Source organism: Actinomadura sp. NPDC048955 (assembly GCF_040649435.1).
GTDB classification, from domain to species: Bacteria; Actinomycetota; Actinomycetes; order Streptosporangiales; family Streptosporangiaceae; genus Spirillospora; species Spirillospora luteofluorescens.
Map to the genome: position 1 here is coordinate 16,643 of NZ_JBEZJI010000076.1, position 24,644 is coordinate 41,286.

General features: G+C 72.6%; 24 protein-coding genes. 6 read left to right on the plus strand and 18 right to left on the minus strand.

Going from position 1 to position 24,644, the window contains the following annotated elements; translation table 11 throughout:
* Positions 1–7: 7 nt before the first annotated feature.
* A complete protein-coding gene (locus AB0C84_RS40575) occupies positions 8–847 on the minus strand; it encodes a hypothetical protein (RefSeq protein ID WP_361076789.1) in 840 nt (279 codons plus the stop codon).
* A 101-nt stretch (positions 848–948) separates the two neighbouring features.
* Here AB0C84_RS40575 and sigJ point away from each other — a divergent pair, with 101 nt between their 5' ends.
* The gene (gene sigJ / locus AB0C84_RS40580) at positions 949–1,827 is read left to right on the plus strand and encodes an RNA polymerase sigma factor SigJ (RefSeq protein ID WP_361076792.1); all 879 of its coding nucleotides are present in this window, start codon (positions 949–951) and stop codon (positions 1,825–1,827) included.
* Here sigJ and AB0C84_RS40585 read toward each other — a convergent pair.
* From AB0C84_RS40585 to rimP, 16 genes are all read right to left on the minus strand, one after another.
* The gene (locus AB0C84_RS40585) at positions 1,815–2,354 is read right to left on the minus strand and encodes a transglutaminase family protein (protein ID WP_361076794.1); all 540 of its coding nucleotides are present in this window, start codon (positions 2,352–2,354) and stop codon (positions 1,815–1,817) included. The genes sigJ and AB0C84_RS40585 overlap by 13 nt on opposite strands.
* Entirely contained in the window at positions 2,354–3,091 is a 738-nt protein-coding gene (gene dapB / locus AB0C84_RS40590; protein WP_179843225.1) for a 4-hydroxy-tetrahydrodipicolinate reductase, read from the minus strand. Before dapB ends, AB0C84_RS40585 begins: the two co-directional genes overlap by 1 nt.
* A gap of 36 nt (positions 3,092–3,127) precedes the next feature.
* A complete protein-coding gene (locus tag AB0C84_RS40595) occupies positions 3,128–3,751 on the minus strand; it encodes an NAD(P)H-dependent oxidoreductase (RefSeq protein ID WP_258938628.1) in 624 nt (207 codons plus the stop codon).
* Positions 3,752–3,842: 91 nt separating this feature from the next.
* Complete coding sequence (locus AB0C84_RS40600) at positions 3,843–5,159, minus strand: pitrilysin family protein (protein ID WP_361076798.1); 1,317 nt, start codon at positions 5,157–5,159, stop codon at positions 3,843–3,845.
* Between the two features lie 91 nt (positions 5,160–5,250).
* Entirely contained in the window at positions 5,251–7,587 is a 2,337-nt protein-coding gene (locus AB0C84_RS40605; RefSeq protein ID WP_361076826.1) for a polyribonucleotide nucleotidyltransferase, read from the minus strand.
* A 270-nt stretch (positions 7,588–7,857) separates the two neighbouring features.
* Complete coding sequence (gene rpsO, locus AB0C84_RS40610) at positions 7,858–8,127, minus strand: 30S ribosomal protein S15 (protein ID WP_021599383.1); 270 nt, start codon at positions 8,125–8,127, stop codon at positions 7,858–7,860.
* Between the two features lie 336 nt (positions 8,128–8,463).
* Positions 8,464–9,405 carry a bifunctional riboflavin kinase/FAD synthetase gene (locus AB0C84_RS40615; RefSeq protein ID WP_361076800.1) on the minus strand — a complete coding sequence of 314 codons (942 nt, stop codon included), beginning with the start codon at positions 9,403–9,405 and terminating at the stop codon, positions 8,464–8,466.
* A 136-nt stretch (positions 9,406–9,541) separates the two neighbouring features.
* Positions 9,542–10,210 carry a hemolysin III family protein gene (locus AB0C84_RS40620; RefSeq protein ID WP_308206455.1) on the minus strand — a complete coding sequence of 223 codons (669 nt, stop codon included), beginning with the start codon at positions 10,208–10,210 and terminating at the stop codon, positions 9,542–9,544.
* Between the two features lie 126 nt (positions 10,211–10,336).
* Entirely contained in the window at positions 10,337–11,206 is an 870-nt protein-coding gene (gene truB, locus AB0C84_RS40625) for a tRNA pseudouridine(55) synthase TruB (RefSeq protein ID WP_258938626.1), read from the minus strand.
* 103 nt (positions 11,207–11,309) lie between these two features.
* Entirely contained in the window at positions 11,310–12,560 is a 1,251-nt protein-coding gene (locus AB0C84_RS40630; protein ID WP_361076804.1) for a bifunctional oligoribonuclease/PAP phosphatase NrnA, read from the minus strand.
* On the minus strand, positions 12,557–13,075 hold the full coding sequence (rbfA, locus tag AB0C84_RS40635) for a 30S ribosome-binding factor RbfA (protein ID WP_258938624.1): 519 nt from the start codon (positions 13,073–13,075) through the stop codon (positions 12,557–12,559). The genes AB0C84_RS40630 and rbfA overlap by 4 nt, the downstream gene beginning before the upstream one ends.
* Positions 13,076–13,157: 82 nt before the next feature.
* Positions 13,158–13,466, minus strand: coding sequence for a DUF503 domain-containing protein (locus AB0C84_RS40640; RefSeq protein ID WP_361076808.1), 309 nt, complete (start codon positions 13,464–13,466; stop codon positions 13,158–13,160).
* A 217-nt stretch (positions 13,467–13,683) separates the two neighbouring features.
* Positions 13,684–16,785: a translation initiation factor IF-2 gene (gene infB / locus AB0C84_RS40645; RefSeq protein WP_361076811.1), complete on the minus strand. Its 3,102-nt coding sequence runs from the start codon at positions 16,783–16,785 to the stop codon at positions 13,684–13,686.
* A 108-nt stretch (positions 16,786–16,893) separates the two neighbouring features.
* Entirely contained in the window at positions 16,894–17,235 is a 342-nt protein-coding gene (locus AB0C84_RS40650) for a YlxR family protein (protein ID WP_312879089.1), read from the minus strand.
* A complete protein-coding gene (gene nusA / locus AB0C84_RS40655) occupies positions 17,201–18,250 on the minus strand; it encodes a transcription termination factor NusA (RefSeq protein WP_258938621.1) in 1,050 nt (349 codons plus the stop codon). The genes AB0C84_RS40650 and nusA overlap by 35 nt, the downstream gene beginning before the upstream one ends.
* 25 nt (positions 18,251–18,275) lie before the next feature.
* Positions 18,276–18,998, minus strand: coding sequence for a ribosome maturation factor RimP (gene rimP / locus AB0C84_RS40660; RefSeq protein WP_258938620.1), 723 nt, complete (start codon positions 18,996–18,998; stop codon positions 18,276–18,278).
* Positions 18,999–19,265: 267 nt separating this feature from the next.
* On the opposite strand from rimP, the gene AB0C84_RS40665 reads away from it, so the two are divergent.
* From AB0C84_RS40665 to AB0C84_RS40675, 3 genes are all read left to right on the plus strand, one after another.
* Positions 19,266–20,240: a ferritin-like domain-containing protein gene (locus AB0C84_RS40665; protein ID WP_361076816.1), complete on the plus strand. Its 975-nt coding sequence runs from the start codon at positions 19,266–19,268 to the stop codon at positions 20,238–20,240.
* Between the two features lie 79 nt (positions 20,241–20,319).
* Complete coding sequence (locus AB0C84_RS40670) at positions 20,320–20,679, plus strand: hypothetical protein (protein WP_361076818.1); 360 nt, start codon at positions 20,320–20,322, stop codon at positions 20,677–20,679.
* Between the two features lie 95 nt (positions 20,680–20,774).
* A complete protein-coding gene (locus AB0C84_RS40675) occupies positions 20,775–21,839 on the plus strand; it encodes an SAM-dependent methyltransferase (protein ID WP_179843237.1) in 1,065 nt (354 codons plus the stop codon).
* On the opposite strand, the gene AB0C84_RS40680 is transcribed toward AB0C84_RS40675, so the two are convergent.
* On the minus strand, positions 21,831–22,532 hold the full coding sequence (locus AB0C84_RS40680; protein WP_179843238.1) for an HAD family hydrolase: 702 nt from the start codon (positions 22,530–22,532) through the stop codon (positions 21,831–21,833). The two genes, AB0C84_RS40675 and AB0C84_RS40680, sit on opposite strands and share 9 nt — an antisense overlap.
* A gap of 107 nt (positions 22,533–22,639) precedes the next feature.
* Here AB0C84_RS40680 and AB0C84_RS40685 point away from each other — a divergent pair, with 107 nt between their 5' ends.
* Together AB0C84_RS40685 and AB0C84_RS40690 are read left to right on the plus strand one after the other, a co-directional pair.
* Positions 22,640–24,184: a hypothetical protein gene (locus tag AB0C84_RS40685; protein WP_361076822.1), complete on the plus strand. Its 1,545-nt coding sequence runs from the start codon at positions 22,640–22,642 to the stop codon at positions 24,182–24,184.
* Between the two features lie 60 nt (positions 24,185–24,244).
* Complete coding sequence (locus AB0C84_RS40690) at positions 24,245–24,514, plus strand: hypothetical protein (RefSeq protein WP_179843240.1); 270 nt, start codon at positions 24,245–24,247, stop codon at positions 24,512–24,514.
* Positions 24,515–24,644 lie beyond the last annotated feature (130 nt).

The following is a 24,644-nucleotide window of genomic DNA, read 5'->3' on the forward strand; positions in this document are numbered from 1 at the left end:
CTCGCTCTTAGGCGGGTCTGGGAAGGCCTATGGGGTTGGGGAACGGCATCTCGTTCGCCAGGGCCCTGGTGGCCGGTAGGAGCGACTCGTAGAGCGCGTGGGGGTCGGCCAGGACGGTGTAGGGGGCTGCCGCCAGTTCGTCGGTACGCTGCTCGATCCGCGCTTTCAGAGCGCGTCCGGCTTCTGTCGCCTCTGTCTCGGCGACAAGGCCGCGTCGGGCGAGGGCTTCGGCTGCCTCCGCCCACTCCCCGGGCGACCAACCGCGGCTTTCATGGAAACGCTCTGGGGGCACCACACCCAGGGCGGACACCAGGACGTTCGCTTCCAAGCCGCTCAGGCCCTCGGCGGCGAGAAGGGCGACGTGCCCGTCCCCGCGGTGCTCGCGCAAGGACGTGGTCGCCTGCCAGAGCGCTTCCACCGGGTCCTCTGGAACGGGCAGATCACGGTTGGCGGCGAACAAGGGGCGGCCGGAGCCGTCCGCCGCCGTCACGACCTCTTGCAGGAGCGGCGCCGCCTCTGCCGCAACGTCCTCGATGCCGGGGAAGACCCTGCGAAGGGCACGCGCTGCCGCGTCGCTCCGGGCGCCGAGGATGCTCTCGGGGGACGCGAAGTCCCACGCGTCCGGGATCGCCCGCCGTACGCGGGCCGGGTGGAAGCCGAAGAACGTCGCCTCGATCGCCCCTGCGGAGACCCGGCCGAGCGGGGCCCCGCGACTCCCGAAGTAGCCCATCCAGAAGCCCTTGAGACCGACGTCCTTGTTGGCCGTCCGGCATTCCTCGGCGAAATACGTCACCGCGTGCAGCGGCTCTATGACCTTCCACATGTCCCGCGCGAAAGTCGCATCCACCTGCCGAACGCTAGGCCTGCCCCAGTTCCCGCACAACCCCGGTCACATTCGGCTCGCGGCGTCCGTCAGTGTGGTGACTTAGGGGAACAGAGGGGGACGTGATGGACGAGCGCGAGTTCCTGGCCGAGCGGTTCGAGGGGCACCGCACGCATCTGAAGGCGGTCGCCTACCGGATGCTGGGCTCGCTCGCGGAGGCCGACGACGCCGTCCAGGAGGCCTGGCTCAAGCTCAGCCGCTCCAACGCGGGCGACATCGAGAACCTGGGCGGCTGGCTGACGACCGTCGTCGGACGGGTGTGCCTGGACATGCTGCGCTCGCGCACGTCCCGCCGCGAGGACCCGCTGGAGGAGCGCCTGCCCGACCCGGTCGTCAGCTCCTCCGCCTCCGACCCCGAGTACGAGGCGCTGGTGGCCGACTCGGTCGGGCTCGCGCTGCTGGTGGTCCTGCAGTCCCTCACCCCGGCCGAGCGGCTGGCGTTCGTCCTGCACGACACGTTCGGGGTGCCGTTCGAGGACATCGCGCCCATCGTGGGGCGGTCCCCGGCCGCCGCCCGCCAGCTGGCCAGCCGCGCCCGCCGCCGGGTGCGCGGGACGGCCCCGGACCCCGAACGCGACCCGGCCCGCCAGCGCGCGGTCGTCGAGGCCTTCAACGCCGCGGCCAACAGCGGCGACTTCGAGGCCCTCGTCGCCGTCCTCGACCCGGACGTGGTGCTGCGCGCCGACGTCGGCGCCGTCCCCGGCGGCTGGACGCAGGTCGTCGGCGCCGAGAACGTCGCCGGGCAGGCCATCAGTTTCCGCAGGACGACCCCGGGCCAGATCATGCACGCCCTGGTCAACGGGACCGCCGGCATCGTCTGGTTCGAGGGCGGGCGCCCGCAGTCCGTCCTGGCCTTCACGGTCGTGGGCGACAGGGTCACCGCGATCGACATCCTCGCCGACCCCGACCGCCTCGCCGCCCTCGACCTCGTCTACCCCGGCTGACCCAGGGCGGTGGGGAGGGCCGCGACGCTGAGGGCCGTCATGCCCTTCAGAGCGGTGAGGACCGTGGGGTGCGGGGCCGCGTGGACGGTCGGGAGGATCGGGTCGTCCGGATAGGCCAGGGCGTCGGCGGACGCCGAGAAGCGCACGCCGGGGTCGCGGGGGTCGAGGCGGACCCACAGGTCGTCGACGAGGGCGGCGGCCAGGCCGTGGACGAAGCCGGGGCGCTGCTGGTAGCACAGGCCCGCCTGGATTCCGCCCGCGCGCAGCAGCGCGACGTAGGCGTGGGACTGGGCGAAGCACAGGCCCGTGCGCTGTTCGAGGACGTCGGAGGCCCGCCACGGGACGCGGGTGTCGCCCGTGTCCATGGAGTGCGGGATCCGGTCGCGGACGTAGTCGAACGCCGCCTGAGCGTAGGCGATGTCGTCGCCGGTGCGCAGCTCCGAGGCGATCGCCTGGACGAGCGGGTGCTCGATGTCGATCGCCTCGGACGCGGCGAGGTAGTCCCAGGGTTCGGCGTCGAAGTCCATCACAGGCCGAGGAGCGCCTCGATGCCGACCGTGAGGCGGTCGAGCTCGGGGACCCTGCGGACGGCCAGCAGGACCCCGGGCATGAACGACTCGCGGTTCATCGAGTCGTGCCGGATGGTGAACAGCTCGCCGTGTCCGCCGAGGACCACCTCCTGGTGGGCGACGGCGCCGGACATGCGGACGGCGTGCACGCGGACGCCGTCCACGTCGGCGCCGCGGGCGCCCTCGACCCCGGAGGTGGTGGCGTCCGGGGACGGGGCGACGCCCGCCTCGGCGCGGGCGGCGGCGACCAGTTCGGCGGTGCGGTAGGCGGTGCCGGACGGGGCGTCCGCCTTGTTCGGGTGGTGCGTCTCGACGATCTCGACGGACTCGAAGAACGGTGCCGCCTTCTGCGCGAAGTGCATCATCAGCACGGCGCCGATCCCGAAGTTCGGGGCGATCACCACGTTCCCGGACGACTCCTCGGTCAGCCAGGAACGGACCGAGTCGAGCCGGGACGGGTCGAAGCCGGTGGTGCCGACGACGGCGTGCAGGCCGCGCTCGACGCACCACCGGAGGTTGTCCATGACGACGCCGGGGTGGGTGAAGTCGACGACGACTTCGGCGGCGGTCAGCGCGTCGAGCGGGTCGCCCTGGTCGACCGCGGCGACCAGCTCCATGTCGTCGGCACCCTCCACGGCGCGGCACACCTCGGCGCCCATCCGGCCCTGCGCGCCCAGCACCCCGACCTTTGTCACGTGTTCCTCCTGGTTGGCGTCGCCCCGAGCCTATCGTCAGAAGCGCTTGCCGAGCTCGCGCGCCTCGGCGTGCGCGGAGCGGCGCCCGGTCTCGGCGTCGGCGGTGGCGAGGTTCGGGCGGAACTCGGCGGTGCTGATGTCGGTGACCCCCGTCCAGCGCAGCCAGCCTTCGAGGAACGGGGCCTGGTGGTCGCGGCCGAACGCGGGCCCGCGGCCCTCCCCGTAGACGGCGCTGGTGTAGACGACGGCCGCCTTCTTGCCCTCCAGCAGGCCGCGGTAGCCCTTCTCGGGGTCGAAGCGGAACACCCAGCCGGGCTGCGAGACGACGTCGATGAACTGCTTGAGGATGTAGGGGACGCTGGAGTTCCACATCGGGACGCTGAACAGGTAGCGGTCGTAGGAGTCGTAGCGCTCGAAGACCTCCCGGGCGGCCCTCCACGCGGCGGCCTCCTCGCCGGACGGCGCGTCGCCCGCGAGCACGGTCATCTTGGCGTTGGCCCCGGCGGGACCGAACACGGGGAGGCCGGCCTCCCACAGGTCGAGGTGGTCGACGGCGTCGCCGTGGGTCTCGCGGTAGGCGTCCAGGAACGCTCCGGCCAGGGCCAGCGACTCGGACGCGGCGCCTCGCGGGGATGCGGAGATGTGCAGCAGACGGGACATGAGGGTCCTCTCACCCGAAAATACGGACCAAGGTCCGCTTACTCCTCCGGAGATTAGCGGACCCTGGTCCGTTTAACAAGTCAGTAGATCCTCAGGCTCCGAACTGGCGGTCCCCCACCGGGCCGATCACGGTGAGGGCCTGCGGGCCCGCCAGCACGTCGCGGGCGATGGCGCGGACGTCGTCGGGCGTGACGGCCTCGATGCGCGCCAGGACCTCGTCCACGGGCAGCAGCGACTCGTAGACCAGCTCGCTCTTGCCGATCCGGCTCATCCGGGAACCGGTGTCCTCCAGGCCGAGGACCATGGCGCCGCGCAGCTGGCCCTTGCCGCGTTCCAGTTCCTCGTCGTCCAGGCCCTCGGCGGCCTTGGCCAGCTCGTCCTGGCAGATCGACAGGACCTCCTCGGCCTTGGCCGGCTGGCAGCCCGCGTAGACGCCGAAGACGCCGGAGTCGGCGTACTGGGCCGTGTAGCTGTAGACGGAGTACGCCAGGCCGCGCTTCTCGCGGATCTCCTGGAAGAGGCGGGACGACATGCCGCCGCCGAGCGCCGCGTTCAGCACGCCGAGCGCGAACCGGCGCTCGTCGGTGCGGGACGTGCCGGCGCCGCCGAGGATGATGTGCGCCTGCTCGGTGTCCTTGTCGATCACCACGCTGCGCGGGTCCAGGGGGACGGGCACGCCGTCCAGCCGCGGCGCGGCGGGCGCGGCGTCGCCGTGCAGGTGCTCGGCGAACGCCTCCGACACCAGCCGGACCACCTCGTCGTGGTCGATGTTGCCCGCCACCGACACCACCAGGTTGGACGGGACGTAGTGCTCCCGGTAGTAGCCGTGGATCCGGTCCCGGGACAGCGCGTTGATCGACTCCTCGGTGCCGAGGATGGGACGCCCGAGCGGGGTGTCGCCGTACAGCGCCGTGGAGAACTCGTCGTGGATCAGGTCGCCCGGGTCGTCGTCGCGCATGTGGATCTCTTCGAGGATCACGCCGCGCTCGGCCTCGACGTCCTCGGGCCGGTTCACCGACCCCGCCACCATGTCGGAGACCACGTCCACCGCGAGGGGCAGGTCGGAGTCCAGGACCCGCGCGTAGTAGCAGGTGTACTCCTTGGCGGTGAACGCGTTGAGGTCGCCGCCGACCGCGTCGACCGCCGCGGAGATCTCCAGCGCCGACCGCCGCCGGGTGCCCTTGAACAGCACGTGCTCCAGGTAGTGGCTGGCGCCGGCGTCGGCGGGGGCCTCGTCACGGGAGCCGACCGCCGCCCAGATGCCGAACGCCGCGGAGCGCACGGTCGGCATCGTCTCGGTGATGATCCGCAGCCCGCCGGGCAGGACGGTGCGGCGGACCGCGCCGGCGCCGTCGGTGTGGATCGTGGTGGTGGTGCCGGGCTCCTGCGCCCTCGCCGGCAGGGTCACGTGTCGCTCACATTCGGTCGGGGGAAAGCGACCGGCCGGCCGGTCCGCAGCCTGGAGCGCTGCGGACCCGGCCGGCCGGTCATGGGCTTGATCAGGAGTTGCGCTGGCCTGAGTCGTCCGACCCGCGGCGGGTGCGGCGGCGCCGCGGACCACCGCGGCGGTCGCCGTCGTCGCGCCGCTCGCCGGAGTCGCCGTCGGCGTCCGCGGACGCGGACTCGGCCTCGCCGCCGCCGTCCCCCTCGGCCTTCGCGGCGGACTCGCGCTCGACCACCTCGACCGGCACCAGCGACAGCTTGCCGCGCTGGTCGATCTCGGTGACCTCGACCTGGATCTTCTCGCCGACGCCCATGACGTCCTCGACGTTCTCGATCCGGGCGCCGCCGTGCAGCTTGCGGATCTGCGAGACGTGCAGCAGGCCGTCCTTGCCGGGCAGCAGCGACACGAACGCGCCGAACGTCGTGGTCTTGACGACGGTGCCGAGGAACCGCTCGCCGACCTCCGGCATGTGCGGGTTGGCGATCGAGTTGATCGCCTGCCGCGCGGCCTCGGCGGACGGCCCGTCGGTGGCGCCGACGTAGATGGTGCCGTCGTCCTCGATCGTGATGTCGGCGCCGGTGTCGTCCTGGATCGAGTTGATCATCTTGCCCTTGGGGCCGATGACCTCGCCGATCTTGTCGACCGGGACCTTGATCGTGATGATCCGCGGCGCGTTCGGGCTCATCTCGGCGGGCGCCTCGATGGCCTCCTGCATGACGTCCAGGATCGCCAGGCGGGCGCCCTTGGCCTGCTTCAGCGCGGCGGCCAGCACCGAGGCCGGGATGCCGTCGAGCTTGGTGTCCAGTTGCAGGGCCGTGATCAGGTCACGGGTGCCGGCGACCTTGAAGTCCATGTCGCCGAAGGCGTCCTCGGCGCCGAGGATGTCGGTCAGCGTGACGTACTCGTCGCCCTCGTTGATCAGGCCCATCGCGATGCCCGCCACCATCTGCCGGAGCGGGACGCCCGCGTCCAGCAGCGACATGGTGGACGCGCACACCGAGCCCATCGACGTGGAGCCGTTGGAGCCGAGAGCCTCCGACACCTGCCGGATCGCGTACGGGAACTCCTCGCGCGAGGGCAGCACCGGGATCAGGGCGCGCTCGGCGAGGGCGCCGTGGCCGATCTCGCGGCGCTTCGGTGAGCCGACCCGGCCGGTCTCGCCGGTGGAGTACGGCGGGAAGTTGTAGTTGTGCATGTAGCGCTTGGTGCGCTCGGGGTTCAGCGTGTCGATCGTCTGCTCCATGCGGAGCATGTTCAGCGTCGTCACGCCGAGGATCTGCGTCTCGCCGCGCTCGAACAGCGCCGAGCCGTGCACGCGCGGGATGACGTGCGCCTCGGCGGTCAGCTGGCGGATGTCCTTCAGGCCGCGGCCGTCCATGCGCAGCCCGTCGCGGATCACGCGCTCGCGGACCAGCTTCTTGGTGAGGGCGCGGTAGGCGGCGGAGATCTCCTTCTCGCGCCCCTCGAACTGCTCGGCGAGCTTCTCGGCGGCGGCCGCCTTGATCTCGTCGAGCCGGGACTCGCGCTCCTGCTTGCCGGCGATGGTCAGCGCCTGCGCCAGGTCCTGGCCGACGGCGTCGGTGACGGCGGCGAGCACGTCGTCCTGGTAGTCCAGGAAGACGGGGTACTCGGCGGTCTCCTTCGCGGCGACGGCCGCGAGGTCGCTCTGCGCCTTGCACAGCACCTTGATGAAGGGCTTGGCGGCGTCGAGGCCCTCGGCGACGGTCTCCTCGGTCGGCGCGGTCGCGCCCTCGCCGACGAGCTTGATGGTGTCGCGGGTGGACTCCGCCTCCACCATCATGATCGCGACGTCGCCGTCGGGCAGCACCCGGCCGGCCACGACCATGTCGAACGTCGCGCGCTCCAGCTCGGGGTGGGTCGGGAAGCCGACCCACTGGCCGTCGATCAGCGCGACGCGGACGCCGCCGATCGGGCCGGAGAACGGCAGGCCCGCCAGCTGCGTGGACATCGAGGCGGCGTTGATCGCCACGACGTCGTACAGGTGGTCGGGGTGCAGCGCCATGATCGTCTCGACGATCTGGATCTCGTTGCGCAGGCCCTTGGTGAACGACGGGCGCAGCGGCCGGTCGATCAGCCGGCAGGTCAGGATGGCGTCCTCGGACGGACGCCCCTCGCGGCGGAAGAACGAGCCGGGGATGCGCCCGGCGGCGTACATCCGCTCCTCGACGTCCACGGTCAGCGGGAAGAAGTCCAGGTTGTCCTTGGGCTTCTTCGACGCGGTCGTCGCCGACAGCACCATCGTCTCGTCGTCGAGGTAGGCGACGGCGGAGCCGGCCGCCTGCCGGGCCAGCCGGCCGGTCTCGAAGCGGATGGTGCGGGTGCCGAACGTGCCATTGTCGATCACGGCTTCGGTGCTCTGCGCACCGTCGATGCGCACGGCTTCTGTCACGGGAAACCTCCTCATGGGTTCCATGTCGGTCCTCGCGGCCGTTTCCCGTTGGCTGTCACGCTGCCGGTCTTCGATCGAAGCACCCGGATCGAGAGCGCCGCCGATACGGCGGAACGGATCCGGAAGCCACTACCGAGGACCGGCCCGCACCAGCGGTGTCCGCGAGGCTTGTCTGAAATTGGGGCCGGGGCCGGATGGGCCCGCCGACCATAAAAGGAAGGGAGTGGCCCGGCGGACCACTCCCTCGCCCTGCTAGCGGCGCAGCCCGAGTCGCTCGATCAGCTGCCGGTAGCGGTTGATGTCCTTGTTCGAGAGGTACTTCAGGAGCCGGCGACGACGGCCGACCAGCAGCAGCAGACCGCGGCGGCTGTGGTGGTCGTGCTTGTGCTCCTTCAGGTGCTCGGTCAGATCGTTGATACGGCGCGTCAGCAGCGCGACCTGGACCTCCGGGGATCCGGTGTCACCCTCAGTGGTCGCGTACTCGGCGATGATCTGGTTCTTAGTGGCGGTGTCGAGCGACACGTGGCTCCTTCGATGGATTCGTCACCCGCAGATCCAGGCCCGGTGGGCGCTCGGGTCCGCATGGTGCGTGTTAAGAGGGTGGCCGCATGAGGGTGCAGCCAGCCGCGCCGGGGCCCTTCCCGGCGACTATTCACCGTACCACGGTGTGTTTACTGCAAGACCGGCCCGAGGGGCCCGCCTGGCGGCTCGCACCCCGGCCGTTCTTGGGCGAGCGCGACCTCGCTTCGCGAGCTTCCCGGTGGGGCTCGCCTTCGGCTTCGTTCCACCGGTCAGGTCGCGCGCTCGCGTGACGGTTCAGGTTTCCTTACGTCACCCGACGGCGGGCCTGGGACAGGCTCAGGAGATGATCTCACGGGCGCGGGCGACGTCCCGGTGCATCTCCTCGATCAGCGCGTCCACGGAGTCGAACTTCAGCGTGTCCCGGATGCGGGCCGTGAAGTCGACGGCCATGTGCTCGCCATAGAGGTCCAGGTCGTCGCGGTCCAGGGCGTAGGCCTCGACGGTCCGCTCCCCCGCGCCCTCGAAGGTCGGGTTCGTCCCGATGGAGATCGCCGCCGGCCAGCGGAACGCGGGGTAGCGGTCGGAGTCGCAGACCAGCCAGCCGCCGTAGACCCCGTCCGCCGGGATCTCCGTGTGCGGCAGCGTCTCCAGGTTGGCGGTGGGGAACCCGAGCGCGCGGCCCCGCTGGTGGCCGCGCACGACGACGCCCTCGACGCGGTGCGGGCGGCCGAGCGCGTGCGCGGCCGCCTCGACGTCGCCCGCGTCGAGCCGTCCCCTGATGTAGGTGGACGAGATCGTGTCGCCGTCGGCCACCAGCGGCATGCCCTCGGCCGTGAAGTCGTACTTCTCGCCGAGCTCCCGCAGCAGCGCCACGTCGCCCTTGGCCTTGTGCCCGAACCGGAAGTCCTCACCGACGATCACGTGGGCGGCGTGCAGCCGGTCGACCAGCACCGACTGGACGAACTCGTCCGGCGGCACCTTCGACAGCTCCAGCGTGAAGGGCACGACCACGACCGCGTCGGTGCCGAGGCCCTCCAGCAGCTCGACGCGGCGCCTGGTCGTGGCGAGCAGCGGCGGGTGCGTGCCGGGCCGGACGACCTCGTCCGGATGCGGGTCGAACGTGATGACCACCGAGCGCAGCCCGCGGCGCCGCGCCTCCTCGGCGGCGGCCCCCACGATCCGCTGGTGGCCGCGGTGCACGCCGTCGAACACCCCGATGGTGATCACCGAACGGCCCCAGTCTGCGGGAACCTCGTCGAGGCCATTCCAGCGCCGCACCATGCTCTCCCTGCGTAGGACGTTCCCGTCGGGTACTTCTTGCCGTCCTCAAGAGTGCCATGCGGGGACCGGGTTGGTCGCACCCAGGGGGCGTGGTGTGCGGCACCCGCCCCCTGGCGCGGGCCTGCGGACGCCCTCAGCCGGACTGGTAGACGACCAGGGACACCGCGATGTACTGCAGGACGTAGGCCGCCAGCGTGCAGGCGTGGAACACCTCGTGGAACCCGAACCATCTCGGGGACGGGTTGGGGCGGCGCAGCCCGTACACCACTCCCCCGACGCTGTAGCAGATCCCGCCGAGCGCGACCAGGAGGCAGGCGGCCAGGCCCGCTCCGGACAGGAACTGCGGAAGGAACAGCACCGCCACCCAGCCCAGGACGATGTACAGGGTGACGTAGAGGAAGCGGGGAGCGCCGATCCAGGTCGTCCGGAAGACGACCCCGGCGATGGCCCCGGTCCACACGATGGCGAGGACGGCCACGCGCACGCCGCCGTCCAGTGCCAGCACCGCGAACGGCGTGTACGTCCCGGCGATGATCAGATAGATGTTGGCGTGGTCGAAGCGGCGCAGCACCTCGATCAGCCGGTGCGACTGCTGCCGGTGGTACGTCCCCGAGATCCCGAACAGCATCCCCGAGGTCGCCACGTACAGGGCCGACGCCAGCCGCGCCTCCGGGCTCGGGCCCAGCGCCACCAGCACGAGCCCCGCGACGAGCACCGCGGGGAACGCACCGAGGTGCAGCCAGCCGCGCATGCGCGGCCGGGTGGGGGACGCCACCGGGGGATCGTCTTTCACCGTGGTCACGGACACCTCCTCACGAACCTACGCCTAAGTAGGTTACGCGACCGTAGGTTGGCGGCGCACCCGTGGTGCCGGGTGATGCTCGCCACGGACCGCGCCGCCCGCCCGGGTCAGGAGACGAACACCGGGTCAGGAGACGAACACCGCGAGGGACTTGGCGACCGGGCCCCGCTCCTCGACGAGCGCGAGCAGCGTCCCGTCCGGCGCGAAGACGCCCACCGGGCCCGGCCCGAGGCCGACGGCGGGCAGCCGCCCGCCGTGCGCGACCTTGCGGGCGTCGTCGTCGGAGACGTCCCGGCGCGGGAACACCGACGCGACGGCCTCGGCCATCGGCAGGATCTCCAGCTTCTCGCCCAGCTGGTCGAGCGTGCGCGCCATCGACAGGTCGTAGGGCCCGACGCGGGTGCGGCGCAGGGCGGTCAGATGGCCGCCGCAGCCGAGCGAGGCGCCGAGGTCGCGGGCCAGCGCCCGGATGTAGGTCCCCGACGAGCAGGACACCGAGGCGTCCACGTCGATCAGGCCGCCGTGCCGCCGGACGTCCAGGACCGCGAACTCGTCCACGGTCACCGGGCGGGCGGCCAGCTCCACGTCCTCGCCCTTGCGGGCCATCTTGTAGGCCCGCTCGCCGTTCACCTTGATGGCACTGACCTGCGGTGGGACCTGCTGGATCGTCCCGGTCAGCTCCGCGACGCCGGCCCGCAGCGCCTCCTCGGTGACGGCCTCGGCGGACGCGGTCGCGATGGTCTCGCCCTCGGCGTCGTCGGTGTTGGTCGACTCGCCCAGCCGGATCGTGGCGTCGTAGCCCTTGCGGGTCAGCGCGAGGTGCCCGAGCAGGCGGGTGGCCTTGCCGATCCCGAGGACGAGCACGCCCGTCGCCATCGGGTCCAGGGTGCCCGCGTGCCCGACCTTCCGGGTCTTCGCCAGCCGCCGCATCCTCCCCACGACGTCGTGCGACGTCCAGCCGGCGGGCTTGTCCACGATGACGAGTCCCGAATCCATGCTCTTGCTTCACCTCGAAGACGGCGGGCGGACGGAAGACGGCGATTCTAGCCGTCCCTCCGCCCCGGCGCGGTTCGGCCGGCGGCGCCCCGGCCGCCGTTCGTCAGTGGTCGGAGGGCAGCAGGGCGCGCAGGCGGTCGAGCGCCTCATCGACCGGCCCACCCCAGACGAAGCCCGCCATCTCCCGGTGACCCCCGCCGTCGAGGGCCGCGCACACCCTGCTCAGGTCGATGTGGCCCTTGGACCGGGCGGAGAAGTACCAGCGGCCGTCGTCGGTCTCCTTGCACACGACGGCGACCTCCGCCTCGTCGGTCCGGCGCAGCTGGTCGATGATGCCTTCGAGCTGGTCGTACGGCAGGCCGCGCCGGTCCTCGCGGGCGATCGCCGTCCAGACCAGGCCGCGGCCGCCGGCGGCGTCGCGCTCCAGCCGGGCCCGCGCCAGCGCACCGGCGAGAACCTGCAGGTAGTCGAACGGAGCCCGGTCCCACAGCTCCCGGCTGACCGTCTCCGGCCGGACGCCCGCCGTGAGCAGCCGGCCCGCCAGGTCGTGCACCTCGGGAGTGGTGGAGGGGTACTTGAACGAGCCGGTGTCGCTGGCGAGCCCCGCGTACAGGCCCTGAGCGATGTCGCGGTCGAGCGGCACGCCGAGCCTGCGGATCAGCTCCTCGACCAGCACCGCCGTGGCGGCGGCGTCCGGGTCGACCAGCCGCACGCCGCCGAACCCGGTGTTGGAGGCGTGGTGGTCGATGACGATCAGGACGCCGGCCCGGTCGGCGGCCCCGGCGAGCGAGCCGAGCCGCGCCCGGCCCGCCGCGTCCAGCGAGATCATCAGCTCCGGGGCGCGCGGCATCCGGGCCGGCTCGACCAGCATCTCCTGGCCCGGCAGGAACCGCAGGATCGCCGGGACGCCGAACGGCTCCCCGAACGAGGCCAGGCAGCGCTTGCCGCACGCGCGCAGCGCCTGCGCGAGCGCCAGCATCGAGCCGAGCGCGTCGCCGTCGGGGACCACGTGGCAGGCGAGGCAGATCTCGCGGGCCCCGCGGATCAGTTCGACCGCGCGGTCCCAGTCGAGCTCGGCGTGCGCGGCGCCGGACCCCGCCGGCAGCTCCGGCCGGGACGGTGGTGGACCGGACCCGGACGGTGGACCGACCCCGGACGGGACGCCCGCCTCGAACGGACCGCCGGGCTTGGACTCAGGCGGCACGCCGGACGCCGACATCGCACCGGCCTCGGCGTGCCCATCGGATCTGGGCGGCGGTTCCGGCTCGGAGAGCGCGCCCCGTCCGGACGGCGCGCCCGGCTCGCAGAGTGCGCTCGTCTCGGCGCGGATCGCAGTCTCGGCCGGACCGTTCACGACGACGGGCGTCCGGAGCGGCCGTCCTCACCGTCCCCCACGGCGTCGTGCGCGTCGAGGCCGTCCTCGTCGAGATCGTCGTCCTCGTCCTCACCGGAGTCGGGCTCGCGGTAGGGGTTGGCGTCGCCCGCCGGGGAGGCGCCCTGCGCGGCCCTCGCCACCTCGGCGTCCTTGGCGCGGGCCTGGGCCAGCAGGTCGTCGATGTGCGCCGCGTTCTCCATCAGGGAGTCCATCACGAAGGTGATGCTGGGCGTGTGGCGGACGCCCGTCTTCCGGCCCACCTCCGACCGGATGACGCCCTTGGCGCTCTCCAGCGCGGCGGCCGTCTCGGCGCGCTCGCCGTCCGACCCGTACACCGTGTAGTACACGGTGGCGTCGCGCAGGTCGTTGGTGATGCGGGTGTCCGTCACGGTCACGAAGCCGAGCCGCGGATCCTTGATCCGCCTCTCCAGCATCTCGGCGACGATCTGCTGGATGCGGTCGGCGAGCTTGCGCGCCCGAGCTGCGTCCACCATGATCGCACTCCCTTTCTATGGTCTGAGCGGGAAGGTCGGTTCCCGCTCCTTCATTGTGGGGCGGCGCCCGCCCGCGCGCCCGTCAGTCCTCGCTGCTGAACAGACGCTGCCGGGCGGACAGCAGTTCGATCTCCGGCCGTCCGGCCACGAGCCGCTCGCACTGGTCGAGGACCTCCGTGCAGTTGGCCGCCGTGCCCGACACCACCGCCACCCCGATCTCCGCCCTGCGGTGCAGGTCGTGGTCGCCGGTCTCGGCGACGGCCACCGCCGGGAAGCGCTTGTGCACCTCGGCGATGACGGGGCGCAGGACCGACCGCTTCTGCTTCAGCGAGCGGACGTCCCCCAGCAGCAGGTCGAGCGTCAACGCACCCACGTACACCTGGTCGATCACCTCGGAGTCATCAGAGTTGGAACGACGGAGGTCATCCGCCGTGTTCCCAGCCTTCCCGGCGAACCAGAATGAGCTGGACATGACAGACGCCAGGCTAGAAGATCCGCCTGGCGTTCCGTCACCCGATTAACGATCACAGCGTCGGCGTGCCCGCAGGGGCCGCCGGGCCGGCCGCCCGCGCGGCCCCTCGCGGGGCCGCGCGGACCTGCCGTCCGCCTCAGTCGCGGGGCTTCTCCCGCATCTCGAAGCACTCGATGACGTCACCGAGCTTGATGTCGTTGTAACCGACACCGATGCCGCACTCGAAGCCCTCGCGGACCTCGGTCGCGTCGTCCTTGAAGCGGCGCAGCGACGACACCGTGAGGTTGTCGGAGACCACGACGCCGTCGCGGACGAGGCGGGCCTTGGCGTTGCGCTGGATGATCCCCGAGGTGACCATCGAACCGGCGACGTTCCCGATCCGCGGCACCTTGAAGATCTCGCGGACCTCGGCGGTGCCGAGCTGGGCCTCTTCGAACTCCGGCTTGAGCATGCCCTTGAGGGCCGCCTCGATCTCCTCGATCGCCTGGTAGATGATCGAGTAGTACCGGATGTCGACGCCCTCGCGGTCGGCCAGCTCCTGCGCGTTGCGCTCCGGCCGCACGTTGAAGCCGATGATGACCGCGCCCTCGGACGCCAGCGACAGGTTGACGTCGTCCTGCGTGATCGCGCCGACGCCGCGGCGGATGATCCGCAGGTTGACCTCGTCGCCCACGTCGATCTTGAGGAGGGAGTCCTCCAGCGCCTCGACGGAACCGGACACGTCGCCCTTGAGGATGAGCAGCAGCTCCTGCCGCTCGCCCCGCTCCAGGTCCTTGAACAGCTCTTCCAGGGAGCTGCTCTTGCGGCTCTTGAGCAGTTCGGCGTTGCGCTTGCGCGCGACCCGCTTGTCGGCGATCTGCCGGGCGATCCGGTCGTCCTCGACGACCAGGAAGTTGTCGCCCGCGCCGGGCACGGCCGCGAGGCCGAGCACCATCACCGGACGGGACGGGCCCGCCTCCTCGACACTGTTGCCGTTCTCGTCGAGCATCGCCCGGACGCGGCCGTTGGCCACGCCGCAGACGATCGAGTCGCCGACCCGCAGCGTGCCGCGCTGGACCAGCACGGTCGCCACGGCGCCCCGGCCCTTGTCCAGGTGGGCCTCGATGGCCGAGCCCTGGGCGGGCATGTCGGGGTTGGCCTTCAGGTCGAGCGCGGCGTCGGCGGTCAGGACGATCGCCTCCAGCAGCCCGTCGATGTTGGTCCCCTGCTTGGCGGACACGTCGATGAACTGCGTGTCGCCGCCGAACTCCTCGGCGACCAGGCCGTACTCGGTGAGCTGCGCCCGGACCCGGTTCGGGTCCGCGCCCTCGACGTCGATCTTGTTGACCGCGACGACGATCGGGACCCCGGCCGCGGTGGCGTGGTCGATCGCCTCGGTGGTCTGCGGCTTGACGCCGTCGTCGGCGGCGACCACCAGCACCACCAGGTCGGTGGTGTCGGCACCGCGGGCACGCATGGCGGTGAACGCCTCGTGACCCGGGGTGTCGATGAAGGTGATCTTGCGGTCCTCGCCGTCGACCTCGGTCTCGACCTGGTAGGCGCCGATGTGCTGGGTGATGCCGCCGGCCTCGCCGGCCTGCACGTTGGCGTGCCGGACGGCGTCCAGCAGCTTGGTCTTACCGTGGTCGACGTGGCCCATGACGGTGACCACCGGCGGACGCGACTGGAGGTTCTCCTCGCCGCCCTCGTCCTCGCCGTACTCGATGTCGAAGGACTCGAGCAGCGCGCGGTCCTCGTCCTCGGGGCTGACGACCTGGACGTCGAAGTCCAGCTCGAGCCCGAGCGCCATCAGGTCGTCGGGGTCGACCGACTGGGTGGCCGTGACCATCTTGCCGAGGTGCATCATGATCGCGACGAGCGACGCCGGGTTGGCGCCGATCTTCTCGGCGAAGTCGGTCAGGGTCGCGCCCTGCGCCAGCCGGATGGTCTTGCCGTTGCCGCGCGGAGCCGAGACGCCGCCGGCGGCGGGCGCCTGCATGTTCTCGAACTCCTGGCGGCGCGCCCGCTTCGACTTGCGTCCGCGCGCCGGGCGCCCGCCGGGACGCCCGAAGGCTCCCTGCGTGCCACCACGACCACGACCGCCGCCACCGGGACGGGGACCGAAGCCACCGCCGCCACCGGGACGACCGCCCGCACCCGCGCGGGGGCCGCCGAAGCCGCCACCGCCGCCGGGACGGCCGCCGCCACCGGGACCGCGACCGCCGCCGCCACCACCGGGACCGCGGCCACCGCCGCCCGGACCGCGGCCACCGCCGCCGCCTCCACCGGGACCGCCGCGCCCGGGGGCGCCGGCCGGCCGCGAGGACGGCATGTTCATCGGGCTGGGACGCGGGCCGCCCGGCCTGGGCGGCATGCCGCCCGGGTTCGGGCGCGGTCCGCCGGCGCCGGGAGCGCCGCCCGGACGCGGGCCGCCGGGACGCGGACCGCCGGCGGGGCCACCGCCGCCACCCGGGCGGTCGCCGCCCGGACGGGGGCCGGGACGCGGCCCCGGCTTGGGCGCCTGGCCCATGCCGGTGTTGGTCGAGCTGAACGGGTTGTTGCCCGGACGCGGCCCACCTGGGCCACGACCACCACCACCGCCGCCGCCACCTTGGCGCGGGGCGGGGCGCGGGCCGGGCTTCGGCGAGCGGGGACCCGGCTTCGGGCCGCCGGGCGCGCGGTTGCCCGCCCCGTTACCGGGACCGGCCGCGGGCGGGGCACTCGGGCTCTGTGCCGCGGGCGGGGCGCTCGGGCCCTGCGCCGCGGGCGCGCTCACCGGCGTGCTCGGCGCCGGCGGGACGGGCGGACGCGGCGCCTGCTGCGGGCCGGGCCTGGGCGCGCCGCCCTGGCCGCCAGGTCCGCCCTGGCCGGGAACACCCTGGCCGGGAACACCCTGGCCGCCGGAGCCGCCAGGACCACCGGAACCACCGGGGCTCGGACGGGGCGCGGCAGGCCGCGGGCCCGGACGGGGCCCGGGACGCGCGCCGGCGCCCTGAGAATCGGAACCGCCGCCGGACTGACCCGGACGCGGCGGTGCCGACGGTCGCGGACCGGGCTTCTTGGCCGCGGCCCGTCGGTCGCCCTGCTTGGGGGCGGAAGAAGAATTTGAGAAGGCTTCTGTCAGCCTGCGAACGACCGGCGCCTCAATCGTGGAGGACGCCGATCGTACGAACTCGCCCATTTCCTGGAGCTTGGCCATGACGACCTTGCTCTCTACTCCGAACTCCTTGGCGAGTTCGTAAACCCGGACCTTCGCCACTGCACTCCCTACTCGGTCCGGGGGTGCGGCCTCCGGACCGTCGCTAACTTGCCGTACTCATCGCGGCGTGCTCATCGAGCGCTCATAGCAATCTCGACCTGCTTCCGACTAGACGTCGCTTACCATTCGGCCATCCTGCTGCTGCGCGGCTGGGGCCGCAAGTCGCTCCCGCAGCGGACCGGCGTCGAGCGGGCCCGGCAGGCGGAACGCCCGCGGGAACGCCCGACGCCGCTCTGCGAGTGCGAGACACTCCGGATCGGGATGCAGATGCGCACCCCGTCCCGGCAGCCGCCCACGGGGATCGGGGACGATGACGCCCTCGACCACCACCAGGCGCAGCAAGTCGGACTTGACCGTGCGAACCCGGCAACCCACGCACGTGCGAACAGGGGCCGCCCGGCCACGTCCCATGAGTCTACCGCGCCGAGGCGTCGGCGGGGCCTGTCGCATGTTCTCCTGACGCAGAAGATCCGGATTCGCCGGTTCCGGCCTCGTCCGTGGGCGTCTGTACCGGCTCGGTGTCGGACCGGATGTCGATCCGCCAACCGGTGAGCCGGGCGGCGAGCCGGGCGTTCTGCCCCTCCTTGCCGATGGCGAGGGACAGCTGGTAGTCGGGCACGACGACCCGGGCGACCCGGGCGTCGGCGTCGACCACCTCGACACTCGAAACACGCGCCGGGGACAGGGCATTCCCGACGAACTCCGCGGGGTCCTCCGACCAGTCCACGATGTCGATCTTCTCGCCGTGCAGCTCGCCCATCACGTTGCGGACGCGGCTGCCGAGCGGGCCGATGCAGGCCCCCTTGGCGTTCACCCCGGACTTGCGGGAGCGAACCGCGATCTTGGTGCGGTGGCCGGCCTCCCGGGCGATCGCCGCGATCTCCACGGTGCCGTCGGCGATCTCCGGGACCTCCAGCGCGAACAGCTTGCGGACGAGGTTCGGGTGGGTGCGCGACAGCTGCACCGACGGGCCGCGGTGGCCCTTGCGGACCTGCACCACGTAGGCGCGCAGCCGCTCGCCGTGCTCGTAGCGCTCGCCGGGCACCTGCTCCTGCGGCGGCAGGATCGCCTCGATCTTGCCGAGGTCGACCAGCACGCTGCGCGGGTCCTTGCCCTGCTGGATGATGCCGCTGACGATGTCGCCCTCGCGGCCCGCGTACTCGCCGAAGGTCAGCTCGTCCTCCGCGTCGCGCAGGCGCTGGAGGATCACCTGCTTGGCGGTGGTCGCGGCGATGCGGCCGAACCCCGTCGGGGTGTCGTCGTACTCGCCGACGGCGTTGCCCTCGTCGTCGGTCTCGGTCGCCCACACGGTCACGTGGCCGCTCTGCCGGTCCAGGTCGACACGCGCCTTCGGCGCCGCGCCCTCCGTCCGGTGGTAGGCGATCAAAAGGGCGTCTTCGATGGCCTTGACGGCCACGTCGAGCGAGATGTCCTTCTCGCTCTCCAGGCCCCGAAGGGCGGTCATGTCGATGTCCACGAGGTTCCCCCCTCTAGTCCGGCTGCGCCGGAGAACGCGATTCCTCGGCCGGCGACGAAGGCGCGAACTCCACCTGCACCCGGCCGCGCCCCAGCTCGCCGAGGCCGAACCGGCGCCGCACGGTCTCGGGCCCGGTGGTCTTCCCCTTCGATGAGGACGACCCCCCGGACCCTCCGGCGGAGGACCTGGGCCCGGCGGCCTTGCCGCCCCCGGCCCCGGCTCCCTTGCCCCGGCGCTTCTGGACGACCTCGATCTCGACGGCCTCGTCGTCGGCCGCGACCACGCGGCCCTCGATCTGGCCTCCCTCGGTCAGGGGCGCGACGATCAGCCTGCCGACGGCGCGGCGCCAGTGCCGCGGCTCGGTGAGGGGGCGGTCGACGCCCGGCGAGGTCACCTCCAGCACGTAGGGCGAGGTTCCCATGAGGTCGGATCCGTCGAGCAGCTCGGAGGTCGTCTCGCTCAGCCGGGCGATGTCGTCGAGGCCGATCCCGCCGTCGGCGTCGACGACGACCCTGACCAGCCGGCGGCGGCCGGCGGGCCGCACGTCGACCTCCTCCAGGTCGTAGCCCGCCTCGGCCACCGCCGGCGCGAGCAGCCTGCTGAGGGCCGCGGCGGCCTCGTCGCGGCTCGGCCGGGCGGTGTCGCGCGGCGGGCGCGCGGGGCCGCGCGGCGGGGCCGCCTCCTCCTGCCGGCCGCGCCTTCCCTGAGCGCGGCCGCCACGGGACTCGACGCTCATGGGCCCTCCTCCTGTTGTTGTGCACGTGCGATCTGTTCGTTCGCCTGCGATGGCGGGGTCGCCGCTCGTCCGCCGACACCTCAAGACTATCGACAGCCGGGGACCGCGGCGGTCTTTCCGGCGGCTCTCCGGCGCGGCGGATATGGAATGCTTGAGCAGGCCTGATGGGCGCGTCCGCGGACCGCGGCCCCAGCGGGCCGCCGCCACCTCCGCCACCGGGTGAGGAGACTTCCTTTGCCAGAGGCCGCACCACCGCCGGGGCAAGTGATGTCACGCTCGACGCAGGCTCTGTCACGCCGCGCGTTGCTGGGCCGGGCCGCGTTGCTGGGCGGCGGCGTGGTGCCGGTGCTGCCGTGGGTCGCCTCCTGCGCCGCGCAGGCCGCCCCGCGCGAGGACGTGCCGACGCTGGTGGGCGCGATCGCCGCCGAGCAGAACCTGATCGCCGCCTACGAGGCCGCGCGATCGGCGGACGCCTCGCGGGCCGGGCGCCTCGATCCCGTGCTCGCCCATCACCGCAGGCATCTGGCCGTGCTGAGGCGGCACTACGTCCCCGGCTCGGGAGACCGGGCGGACGAGGGCGGCGCCATCCCCTCGCCCGCCGCGGCGCAGGTCCCAGCGGGCTCCGCGGGGCTGGCGGCCCTGCGCGACATGGAGGACCGCGCGGCGCGGGGGCGCATGGCCGACGCCGCCAAGGCCGGTCCGGCGCTCGCGCAGCTGCTGGCCAGCATCGGTGCCTGCGAGGCCGGGCACGCCATGACCGTCAAGGGCGGGGCGCCGCCCGTCCGGTCGAGGTCGGACGCCGAGGCCCTGCAGGCCGCGCTGAGCGCCGAGCACGCGGCCGTCTACGGGTACGGGGTGCTCGGGGCCCGCCTGCGGGGCTCGCTCCGGCAGACCGCGAAGAACCTGTGGAACGTGCACCGCGCCCGGCGGGACCAGCTGATCTCGATCCTGTCGGTCGCGCCGGCCGCCGCGTCGTCCGCCTACCGGCTGCCCGTCCAGGTCACCTCCGCCCGCAGCGCCGCGCAGCTCGCGGCGGCCCTGGAGGGCGGCCTCGTGCCCGCCTACGTCGGTCTCGCGGGCGTCTCCTCCCCCGACCTGCGCGCCTTCGCCGCCGACAGCGCGCAGCGGGCCTGCGCGTGGGCGGCGCGCTGGCGGTCCAGGGCGGGCGCGGGGTCGCCGTCGGAGGCGTTCCCGGGGCTGCCGTCCGCGGCGCTGTCCCCCCGTCCCGAACCCGGTGAATGATCTTCGACACGATGGGAACGAAGCGTCCGATTGGCGACGTTAGTCCCATTACGGGATGACTTCGGGGGAGGGAGCCCACGTGACCACGAATCCGCAGCCGGGCAGGACGAGCGCCCTCGACGAACTGCGGGCCGTCTACCACGAGCAGCTGACGCGGCTGGCGGCCGAGCGCGACGCCGCGCGGCGCCAGGCCCGCAGGGCGCAGGCGCAGGCGGACGTGGCGCGGGCCGATCTCGCCAGCCTCAAGAGCCGCGTCGGGGAGCTGCTCAACGCCGCCGCGCGGCACCTTCCGGACCTTCCTCCGGTGGAGGGCCCGGACACGCCGGAGCTGCCCGCCGCCCAGGAGGGGCGGGCCCTGCCCGCCCCCGCCGATCCTGATCCGGAGCCGCCGTCCGAAACGGGCGGCAAGCCCGAGGACCGCCCCGCCCGAGCGGCCTGACCGGGGAGGAGCGGCCCGTGCAAGCGCCGCGCGGAGGCCGCCGGACGCATCCGTGAGGGCGGTCCGCGCTCCCGAGGTCCAGTAGGGTCCACCAAATGACCGCGTACGGCCTTCTCGTCTCCCCCTCGCACAACCGGGTCTATGCCCAGGCCGCCGCCGACCTGGTGAAGGCGGAACTGGCGGTGTTCAGCGAACGGGCTCTCGGCGGACGCGTCCGCGACATCGAGGAGACCTCGATCGGCGGCGTCCCCTACGTGACGTTCTCCGCCGACGAGTTGACGGAGCAGGACGTGCGTCTCCTGTCGAACCTGTCGTCGCTCTACGCGCTGTTCCAGATCGAGGGCGAACTGCTCCGCCCGGTCGGGCTCCAGCCTCTGGACCTGTTCGGCAGCGACCTGCTCACCATCCAGAAGTACTCGGGCAAGACGAACGAGTACTTCACCAAGCTGCTGCTGAACGTCACCGCGATGGCGACCGACTCCCCCATGGACCTGATAACCGGGCGCCCCCGCGTGTTCGACCCCATGTGCGGGCGCGGCACGACGCTCAACCAGGCCATGATGTACGGGCTGGACGCCGCGGGGATGGACATCGACGGCAAGGACTTCGACGCCTACACGGCCTTCATCAAGACCTGGCTGAAGAACAACCGCGTCAAGCACCAGGCCGAGGTCACCAACGTGCGCCGCGAGAAGGCCGTCCTCGGACGCCGCCTGCACGTGACGCTCGGCGCGTCCAAGGAGCGCTACAAGAGCGGCGAGACGATGGAGATCACCGTCGTGAACGCCGACTCGCTCGGCGCCGGCCGGTTCTTCCGCCCCGCCTCGTTCGACCTGATCGTGACGGACGCCCCCTACGGCGTCCAGCACGGCAGCCGCCCGAAGGGGGCGCAGCCCGGCCGCAAGGGCGGCCCGCAGCTGTCGCGCAGCCCGGTGGAGCTGCTCACGGCCGCCGTCCCCGAGTGGGCGCGGCTCCTGCGTCCGGGGGGCGCCGTCGGCATCTCCTGGAACACCTTCGTCGGCCGCCGCGAGCAGCTCGCGGAGATCCTGGCCTCCAGCGGCCTGGACGTCCGGGACTCCGACGCCTACCGCGGCTTCCGCCACCGCGTCGACCAGGCCATCTCCCGCGACCTCATCGTGGCGTCCAAGCCGTCAGGCTGAGTGCCACCGCTCCACGTGCGGGAGCAGCTCGTCCAGGTCGTGGATGAGGGCGTCGGGCGGCGTGAGGCCCGGACGGTCGAAGGCGTGGGTGGTCTGGTGCCAGATCTGGACGGCCCGCAGCCCGGCGGCCTTGGCTCCGTGGATGTCGTCGAACGGGCGGTCGCCGACGAAGACGCAGGAGCCGGGGTCGGTGGCGCCGACGGCGTCCATGGCGGCGCGGAACGCCTCGGCGTGCGGCTTCGTCCAGGGGATCTCGCTGGAGTAGACGGCTCCGTCGAGCATGCCGAGAACGTCGTCGCGGGCGAAGACGCGCTCGTGCCAGTCGCGGGTCCAGATGGTGTTGGACAGTACGCCGATCTTGATGCCGCGCTCGCGCAGGGCGGTGAACAGGCCGGGGACGGCTGGGTCGGTGTGGGTGTGCGGGGTCCACGTCTCGAAGTGGGTGTCGAGGAGGGCCTCGCTCGGCTCCACGCCGGCCATCGCGAACGCCTCGGCGAGCGTGGCGCTCCGGTGCTCCTCGGTGCCGCGGCGCCACAGCTCGTCCTCGGCGGCGACGAGGGCGGCGACGGTCTTCTCGACCGCGTCCGGTGGGAGGTGGGCGGCGCAGACGGTGCGCCAGATGTCGGCGAGTTCGAGGTCGTGCCAGGGGGTCAGCGTGCCGCCCCAGTCGAAGATCACAGCTTGTACGCCCATGCCCCGGATCGTAACCATCGGGGCGCGCCGGACGATCAACCTTTTACGCGGTGGTCGTCCCGGAGGGCGCGACCGGGGCCACCCATGTCCGGTCAAGGGAGCCCTCCATGCGCAGACCCCTGCTCGCCGCCCTCCTGTCCGCCGTCCTGGCGGGCACGGCGGTCCCGGCGGCGGCCGACCCGATCCCCGACGGCCCCGGCAAGGGGCTCGTCCCGGCCTACGTCGGAGCGCCGGCCACCCCTTCGCCGCTCGCGGGGCGGCCCGTCCCGGCCAACCCGCACCAGGGGCCGGTGGGGACGTCGTCCATGCACGCCGACAGCTACGCGTCCGACACCTATCCGTTCATGGGCCCGCTCGGACGCGTTCCGCAGGTGCTCGGCGAAGCCAAGGGCGGCGGCCTTCCAGGGCTGTGCTCGACGGTGACGTTCGCCCGCCGGACGGGTCTGATCGTCGCGCAGTGCACCCGCGGGCAGAACCTCATGCTGCGGCTGATCGATCCGAGGACGCTGAAGGACCTCGCGACCTACGAGCTGCCGCCCAGGCCGTCCACGGTCCAGGCGGTGTTCTCGCTGAGCCTCGACACGGTCTTCACCGACACTTCCGGCGGGGCCTACTACTACCTGGATCCGCAGGACCGCGCCGTGCTCGCGGACTCGGCCTTCCACCTGCGCCGTTTCGCGCACGAGAAGGGTCCGGGCGGCGCCTGGCGCTTCACGGTCACCGATGACTGGGACCTCGCCCCGTACCTCCCCCACGACTGCGCCACGTGGACGAACCCGTGGCCGAAGGGGGAATGCGACCCCGTGACCGCGGTCGGGCCCGACTGGACCGGCCTGATCTGGTGGATCACCAGGGGCGGCCGAGTCGGGACGGTGGATCCCGAGTCCGGGAACGTCCGGACGGCGCGGCTGGCCGGCGAGGGCATCCAGAACTCGTTCGCGGCGGCCGAGAACGGCGTCTCGGTCGTGTCCGACCACGCGCTCTACCGGATGCGGGCCGGGGCCGACGGGACCCCGGAGGTCGTCTGGCGGCAGCCCTACGACCGGGGCAGCGGGCGCAAGCCCGGGCAGATCGACCAGGGGTCCGGGACGACCCCCACGTTCTTCGGTGACGGCTACGTGGCCATCACCGACAACGCCGACGACCGCATGCACGTGATCGTCCGCCGCGCGGACGACGGCGGGCTCGTCTGCCAGGTCCCGGTGTTCGGGAGCGGGGCGAGCGCGACGGACAACTCGCTCATCGGCTACGGCCGAAGCCTGTTCGTCGAGAACAACTACGGCTACCGCAACTTCTTCGACCTGCCGCCGGGCGGGTCGAGCGTGGGCGGGGTGAGCCGCCTGGACGTGAGGCCGGACGGGACGGGCTGCGAGACGGTCTGGACGAGCAAGGAGCGCTCCCCGTCCACCGTCTCCAAGGTCTCCGTGCCCGCGGGGCTGCTGTACCTCTACACGAAGGAGCCGCGCAGGGACCTCATCGACGCCTGGTACCTGACCGCGGTGGACGTCCACACGGGCCGGACGGCCTACAAGGTGCTCACCGGGACGGGCAAATGGTTCGACAACAGCTGGGCGCCCGTCACCCTCGGGCCGGACGGGACCGCGTACGTGGGCGTCGTCGGCGGGCTCGTCGCCGTCCGCGACCGGGAGTAGGGCGCCGGTCATCGGGGATACCGGTCCGATCAGCGAACCCGATCCGGACCGGGAGGAGTCATGAGGGCACGCGAGCCCGGTGAGTCCCGCGACTTCCGCGAGGACATCGATGACATGGGAGACAACACCCAGGACGAGCAGATCGCCCTGACCGAGGAATATGTGAACGACCCGCCCGAGGAGCTGAGGATCGAGGAGCCCGAGGAGAGCCGCGACGGCGTCGGCATCACCGAGTACGAGCGGCAGACCGCGCGGGAGGGCGACGAGGAGCGCCCCACGCCGATCAGGCCGGCCGAGGAGGACGCGGTCAACCCCACCCGCAGGCCGTGACCGTGACGGCGGCGCCCGCACCGGCACCCGGTGCGGGTCGAGGCGTCGCAGGGCCTGGAGCGCACCTTCGCCGACGTCGAGGAGCTGGCCGCGCGGTGCCGGTTCGGTGACTGCGAGCACCGGTCCGAGC

Excerpts from the sequence above, each read along its gene's own strand:
- sigJ (WP_361076792.1), top strand. The coding sequence starts at position 949 with ATGGACGAGCGCGAGTTCCTGGCCGAGCGGTTCGAGGGGCACCGCACG.
- AB0C84_RS40595 (WP_258938628.1), bottom strand. The coding sequence starts at position 3,751 with ATGTCCCGTCTGCTGCACATCTCCGCATCCCCGCGAGGCGCCGCGTCC.
- AB0C84_RS40585 (WP_361076794.1), bottom strand. The coding sequence starts at position 2,354 with ATGGACTTCGACGCCGAACCCTGGGACTACCTCGCCGCGTCCGAGGCG.
- rimP (WP_258938620.1), bottom strand. The coding sequence starts at position 18,998 with ATGAGCGTCGAGTCCCGTGGCGGCCGCGCTCAGGGAAGGCGCGGCCGG.
- AB0C84_RS40665 (WP_361076816.1), top strand. The coding sequence starts at position 19,266 with ATGTCACGCTCGACGCAGGCTCTGTCACGCCGCGCGTTGCTGGGCCGG.
- AB0C84_RS40680 (WP_179843238.1), bottom strand. The coding sequence starts at position 22,532 with ATGGGCGTACAAGCTGTGATCTTCGACTGGGGCGGCACGCTGACCCCC.
- AB0C84_RS40690 (WP_179843240.1), top strand. The coding sequence starts at position 24,245 with ATGAGGGCACGCGAGCCCGGTGAGTCCCGCGACTTCCGCGAGGACATC.
- AB0C84_RS40675 (WP_179843237.1), top strand. The coding sequence starts at position 20,775 with ATGACCGCGTACGGCCTTCTCGTCTCCCCCTCGCACAACCGGGTCTAT.
- truB (WP_258938626.1), bottom strand. The coding sequence starts at position 11,206 with ATGGATTCGGGACTCGTCATCGTGGACAAGCCCGCCGGCTGGACGTCG.
- AB0C84_RS40685 (WP_361076822.1), top strand. The coding sequence starts at position 22,640 with ATGCGCAGACCCCTGCTCGCCGCCCTCCTGTCCGCCGTCCTGGCGGGC.
- nusA (WP_258938621.1), bottom strand. The coding sequence starts at position 18,250 with ATGACCGCCCTTCGGGGCCTGGAGAGCGAGAAGGACATCTCGCTCGAC.
- AB0C84_RS40650 (WP_312879089.1), bottom strand. The coding sequence starts at position 17,235 with ATGCGACAGGCCCCGCCGACGCCTCGGCGCGGTAGACTCATGGGACGT.
- rbfA (WP_258938624.1), bottom strand. The coding sequence starts at position 13,075 with ATGGTGGACGCAGCTCGGGCGCGCAAGCTCGCCGACCGCATCCAGCAG.